At 44.3% G+C, this 6,088-nt stretch carries 4 protein-coding genes; 2 read left to right on the top strand and 2 right to left on the bottom strand.

What is annotated here, in order from left to right; translation table 11 throughout:
• Positions 1-546: 546 nt before the first annotated feature.
• Together speB and speA are read right to left on the bottom strand one after the other, a co-directional pair.
• Positions 547-1,473 (bottom strand): agmatinase, encoded by a 927-nt coding sequence (gene speB / locus ACED41_RS05855; protein WP_371724637.1) that lies wholly within the window; start codon positions 1,471-1,473, stop codon positions 547-549.
• On the bottom strand, positions 1,473-3,380 hold the full coding sequence (speA, locus tag ACED41_RS05850) for an arginine decarboxylase (protein ID WP_371724636.1): 1,908 nt from the start codon (positions 3,378-3,380) through the stop codon (positions 1,473-1,475). The genes speB and speA overlap by 1 nt, the downstream gene beginning before the upstream one ends.
• A gap of 561 nt (positions 3,381-3,941) precedes the next feature.
• On the opposite strand from speA, the gene ACED41_RS05845 reads away from it, so the two are divergent.
• Together ACED41_RS05845 and ACED41_RS05840 are read left to right on the top strand one after the other, a co-directional pair.
• Positions 3,942-5,378 (top strand): coniferyl aldehyde dehydrogenase, encoded by a 1,437-nt coding sequence (locus ACED41_RS05845; protein ID WP_371724635.1) that lies wholly within the window; start codon positions 3,942-3,944, stop codon positions 5,376-5,378.
• Positions 5,375-5,953: a TetR/AcrR family transcriptional regulator gene (locus tag ACED41_RS05840; RefSeq protein WP_017066051.1), complete on the top strand. Its 579-nt coding sequence runs from the start codon at positions 5,375-5,377 to the stop codon at positions 5,951-5,953. The genes ACED41_RS05845 and ACED41_RS05840 overlap by 4 nt, the downstream gene beginning before the upstream one ends.
• Positions 5,954-6,088 lie beyond the last annotated feature (135 nt).

Genomic DNA, 6,088 nt, shown 5'->3' with positions numbered 1-6,088 from the left:
CAATCGGCTTGAAAAGAGAGAAGTATTTCACCTGTTTTTTTATAGTTTACTTACCCTTAAGCCTAGTCTTCCCCATAAAAAATGCCATGTCTGTGCGAAGAGACATCTTTTCGCAAATCCAAGTATTCTTTCAAGGCTTAAAAACCCTAGTCAAAAGTTAGTAGGATGCTGATTAATATGCAAATGAGCGCGCAATATAAATACACATCTTCGTTTTATAAATATATACAGTAACAAAGTTGATAAATCATTAGCGAATACAGGGCATTAATAGCGGTAAGCTCTGCATCCTTAGTAAAGCAGAGGCAAGTCCCATCTTTGAGACACCTCTCAGAATCAATGTGATGATTTTTCGCTCACAAATCATGAGATAGACCGTAGAATACGAGCCTTTTAGCCTATTAGTTCACAGCCAAGAAAAGACTACTTACTGAGATGCGAGAATAGAATTTTTGTTGCTCGGCAAAACAAAAAAGCCCACTAAGTTGAAACTTAGTGGGCTTTAAAATCAGTATATAGCGTTATGCTGTTAGCAATGACACACAACTATTTAGCAAGGCGATTTGCAGTCCAGACGTAAAGCAGCTCGAGAGCAATCGTCGCACCAGCCAATGCCGTAATTTCGCTTTGGTCATAGGCAGGAGACACTTCTACAACGTCCATACCAACCATGTTGATACCCTGTAAGCCACGGATGATTTTGAGCACTTTATCTGAGTTCAAACCACCACATACTGGTGTGCCGGTACCCGGAGCAAAAGCAGGATCCAGACAATCGATATCAAACGTTAAGTACACTGGCTTATTACCAACAATACCTTTCACTTGAGCAATGATATCGTCCACGCTCATGTCGTTCGCTTGCATCGCGTTAATAACGTTAAAGCCGTGCCCTTCCTGCTTGTACTCTGTACGAATACCAATTTGCACTGAATGTTCAGGCGAAATTAAACCTTCATTTGGCGCATGGTAGAACATAGTACCGTGATCGTAACGACTACCCTGACTGTAAGTGTCAGTGTGCGCGTCGAAGTGAATCAGAGCCATCTCACCGTACTTCTTGCCATATGCTCTTAACAAAGGCAGTGTAATGAAGTGGTCGCCACCTAATCCAAGCAATGTTTTACCACTGTTTAGAATCGCATCAGCAGCTGCTTCTAAACGTTGAGTTAGGTCTTCTGCATCACCGCAATCAAACACAAGGTCGCCAGCATCAATTACCGAGGTATGTTCAAATACATTGAAATCCCACGGGAATTTTTTGCCTTCCCACGCCAAGTTCACAGAAGCACGACGAATCGCATCCGGTCCCATACGTGCACCCGGTCGACCAGACGTCGCCATATCTAACGGCGCGCCTAATACAACCACATCAGCATCGTTGTCGATTGGGTTCTGTGCCAAAGGACGACGCATAAACGTCATCGCATTGGAATACAGCGAGTAATCTGGTTTCGTAAATAGATCGTTCATTAAAAATCCTCAAGATAGGTGTAACCCATCAAGCCTTGCTCTAACTCTTCAAGTACGCTTTGCTGTTCTTGAGCTGGTACTTTCGCCGTTACCAATTCTTTGTAGTTCTGACGAATTAGGTCCATATCGATATGAACATAACGCATCATGTCTTCTACTGTGTCGCCTTCGTTGATGTAGTCGATATTCGCTTGACCACTTTCATCAACATTCACCACAACACTGTGCGTATCACCAAATAGGTTATGCATATCGCCCAAGATCTCTTGGTACGCGCCTACTAGGAAGAAGCCCATTAGGTATGGTTCATCTGGGTTCCACGCTGGCACTGGCAATGTTGTTTCAATGCCCTGGCCGTCAACATACTGATCGATCGTACCGTCAGAATCACATGTGATATCCAGTACTACCGCGCGTCGCTCGTCCGCATTGTCCAAACCACTTAGAGGCAATACAGGGAACACCTGATCAATACCCCAAGCATCTGGCAATGACTGGAATAGTGAAAAGTTCACGAAGAACTTGTCCGCTAAACGCTCGCTCAACTCATCCAAAATTGGACGGTGGTAACGGTTCTTTGTGCTCATGCGAGTGCTAAGCTCGTAGTTAATACGCAAAGACATTTGCTCTGCCCAAGCACGATGCTGAAGATTCAGCATACCGGTCGCAAATTGGTTGTGCGCTTCTGCAATATCGCTCTGAGTGTCGTTATAGATCTCAATCAACGCACGGTCATCATTACCAGCATCTAATTCTAAGAAGTTCTTCCACATGTTGTTTAGCAACAGTGGTGCGTCTGCTTCTGGCGCAGCCATATCTTCCGGTGAGTAGCTTTCAGTACCAATCACGTTGGTGATCAACACAGCATGGTGCGCAGTCAGTGAGCGACCAGACTCCGAAATAATCACAGGTTGTGGCTGATTGTAGAGTTTACAAATATCCCCTACTGTCATCACGATGTTACGAGCGTACTCAAGCAAGCCGTAATTCATTGAGTTTGAAGATTGGCTACGCGTGCCGTCGTAATCGACTGCCAAGCCACCACCAACATCTAAGAACTTCAGTTGAGCGCCAATATCACGCAGTTCACAGTAGAAACGAGCCGCTTCACTCACGCCATTTCGCACGTCACGAATGTTTGCCATTTGTGAACCTAGGTGGAAGTGCACGAGTTCAAGTACATCCAGCTGGTCTTCGGCTTTCAAGCGTTCGATAACAGTAAGCACTTGTGATGCAGACAAACCGAATTTCGACTTCTCACCACCACTTGCTTGCCATTTACCTGCACCTTGAGAAGCAAGACGAATACGTAAACCCAAACGAGGTTTTACGCCAAGTGCTTTCGCTTCAGAAAGAACAAGATCAAGCTCAGACAACTTCTCTAGAACGATAAAGACTTTGTGGCCTAGCTTTTCGCCAATCAGTGCAAGGCGGATGTATTCTCTGTCTTTGTAACCGTTACACACGATCACAGAGCTCGCTTTTTGAGCCAACGCCAGTACCGCTAATAGTTCAGGTTTGCTGCCCGCCTCTAGTCCTAGCTGCTTTTGCTCTAATTGAGCTTGGCTCGCTAAGATCTCATCAACCACTTCTTTTTGTTGGTTAACTTTAATCGGATAAACAAGTAGGTAACGATTGTCGTACTGATATTCGTCGATCGCTTGGTTAAATGCGTTACAGATATTGTGCACACGTTGATGCACTATTTGAGGAAAACGCACAAGAGCAGGTAAACCAATATTTCTTTGCTCTAACTGTTTTACGATCTTACTTAGTGGGACTTGATGATCCGTCTCGCTCGGTGAAACATACACCTCACCGTTATCATCAATTCCATAAAAACCTTGGCTCCAGTGCTTTACATTATACTCAGCACGGATGCGTTCCAAATTAACCGAATTTTCCAATTCTAGAGACCTCACACTATAGGGCCATCGACAGAAGATACCTCTTTGGAATAGCGAGGTATAACCCAACAAAAAGCGTTCAAAAACGATTTGTTGGCTGCATTAACCGATATTATTAAGAGCGAGTCCAACCATTGATATTTGTGGTGACGATTACGTTTTTTTATCGACAGATCGACTTAAAATGACAGGTAAGGAATTACAAGGTTTTAGGGTAAAAAACAGGCTGAAGCGCATTAAATATAAAGCAATTTCTCACATTAAATTAGGGAGAAAAAATGTGCAGAAACCAAAAGATTTTTAGTAAATTGAGTGAGGTTAAGTCAGAGTTGTGACAAATATAAGCACTTCACAATCTGAACTCTCGCTATCACCAACACAGCTTGTGTCCCGCGATTCGATGCCGATAAACACTTCATTCTTCCTACTAGAACTCGCTCACTTCAATGTTGTAACCGCTCAATTTTTGAACTTTTCTCGCGCATATCTTGTATTCGGTTCAATCTTCTTGTAATTTTAACTGACCAACCAATCGGTCAGCTTTCGAATTTAGGGGATACTATGAGCCATAATCTAGACCTTGAACCAAACACGTCGAGCACCAACGACATGGATCAAATGTTCAACCGACAAAAAGATCACTACCGCAATAACGTTAATCCTACGCTTGAGCAGAGAAGAGAAAACCTCTCAGTATTAAAAGCGTTGTTAATGCGCTATCAAGAGCAATTGATTGAGGCAGTATCTGAAGATTATGGCCATCGAGCAAAGCACGACAGCTTGATTGCTGATATCACCCCTTCTCTTCACCAGATCAATTACAGCGTGAAGAACCTTAAGAAGTGGTTGAAGCCATCGCGCCGCAAAGCTGGTTTGATGCTAACGCCAGCAAAGATCACGGTTCATTATCAGCCAGTAGGTGTGGTTGGTATCATCGTGCCTTGGAACTTCCCAGTCATGCTCTCTTTAGGCCCTCTGATCACAGCGTTAGCAGCGGGCAACACGGCGATGCTCAAGATGTCGGAGTTTACTCCAGCGACCAACCGAGTTTTAAAAGCGATGTTGGCCGAAGGCTTTAGTAAAGATCAGGTTGCGATTATCGAAGGCGAAGCTGACGTTTCCGCTAAATTTAGCCAACTGCCGTTTGACCATATCCTATTTACCGGCTCAACCGCTGTGGGTAAACACGTTATGAGAGCAGCGGCTAACAACTTAACACCAGTTACCTTGGAATTAGGCGGCAAATCTCCAACCATCATTGCCCCTGACTTTGATGTGGCTGACGCTGTTGAACGTATCTTGTTTGCCAAGAGTCTAAACGCTGGCCAGATATGTGTAGCGCCTGATTACATCTTATTGCCGCGAGAAAAATCAGACGAGTTCATCACAGCCTATAAGCGTTATTTCAAGAAGCTTTATAAAGCCGGTATTGAGAGCAAAGACTTAACCTCAGTGATCAACATGCGCCAATACAATCGCTTGAAAGGTGTCATTGAAGACGCACAAGCCAAAGGCGCGGTTATTCACACGGTAACCGAACAAGCACAAGACGATGTAAACCACAGAATGACGCCGCACCTTCTCACCGAAGTGAACGATGAGATGCTCGCGATGCAAGAAGAGCTGTTTGGTCCTGTTTTGCCTATCGTGCCTTATGATTCCATCGAAGAAGCAATCAATTACATCACAGAGAGAGAACGCCCACTGGCTCTGTACCTAATGAGCCATAATAAAGAAACCCAAGACAAGCTTTTATCAGACACGCACTCTGGCGGCGTGTGTATTAATGATTCTTTGGTGCATGTGGCTGCAGAAGACGCACCATTCGGTGGCATCGGCCCTTCAGGCATGGGACACTATCACGGCATTGAGGGCTTCAAGACCCTTAGCCATGCCAAAACCGTTCTAAGTAGAGGAAAAATCAACTTCACCAAGTTAATGCATCCTCCTTACAACAACCCAATCAAGAAACTGATGTTCAAAGTACTCAATAGATGATCACCAAAAGACAAAAAATCCTAGATGCTGCACTCCTGCTCTTCTCTCAACAAGGGCTAGAGGGCACATCTACCGGACAAATAGCGAAAACAGCCGGCGTGGCAAAAGCGACGTTGTTCCACCACTTCGAGAATAAATCTCTATTGATTGATGAACTGTTTCGCGAGCTGAAGCTAGAGCTATTCTCGACCCTTCAACCGCACACTGATGTGGCTGTAGAAGATCGCTACCAAACCTTTAAGTTCATGTGGATCACAGGAATTGAGTGGGCATTAGAGAATCCGGTTGCGATGAAGTTCTTCACCAATGTTCATTTCGACCCAACGACTCAAACTCGAGAAGTGATTGTTTCACAGATGTTCGCATCGCTAGACGAGATCATTTTGAAAGGGCAACAAGATGGTGAATTGATGGTGTTGGACATTAACCTTGTTAGACACTTCATTCATAGCCACTTTCTGATTTGTGCAAACTGGCTGATTGAACAAAGCGAGTCTCCACCAGAGCAAACATCGAAGTACATCAACGATAGCTTTGATATGTGTTGGCGCGCCGTTGGTGGGCAAACCAAGTAGCTTTAGCTTTAAGCCCAAGGCTCTAAGCTCTAAGCTCTAAGCTCTAAGCTCTAAGCTCTAAACCCAAAGATATAAGTTCTAGACTCAACTGATTTCCAATAATGATCACTAAAGCGCCACAAAGGCGCTTTAATT

Origin of the sequence: Vibrio sp. 1F255, from assembly GCF_041439145.1 — a bacterium.
Lineage (GTDB): Bacteria > Pseudomonadota > Gammaproteobacteria > Enterobacterales > Vibrionaceae > Vibrio > Vibrio crassostreae_C.
The sequence above is the reverse complement of the archived record's forward strand: the minus strand, read 5'-3'. Positions and strand labels throughout refer to the sequence as shown.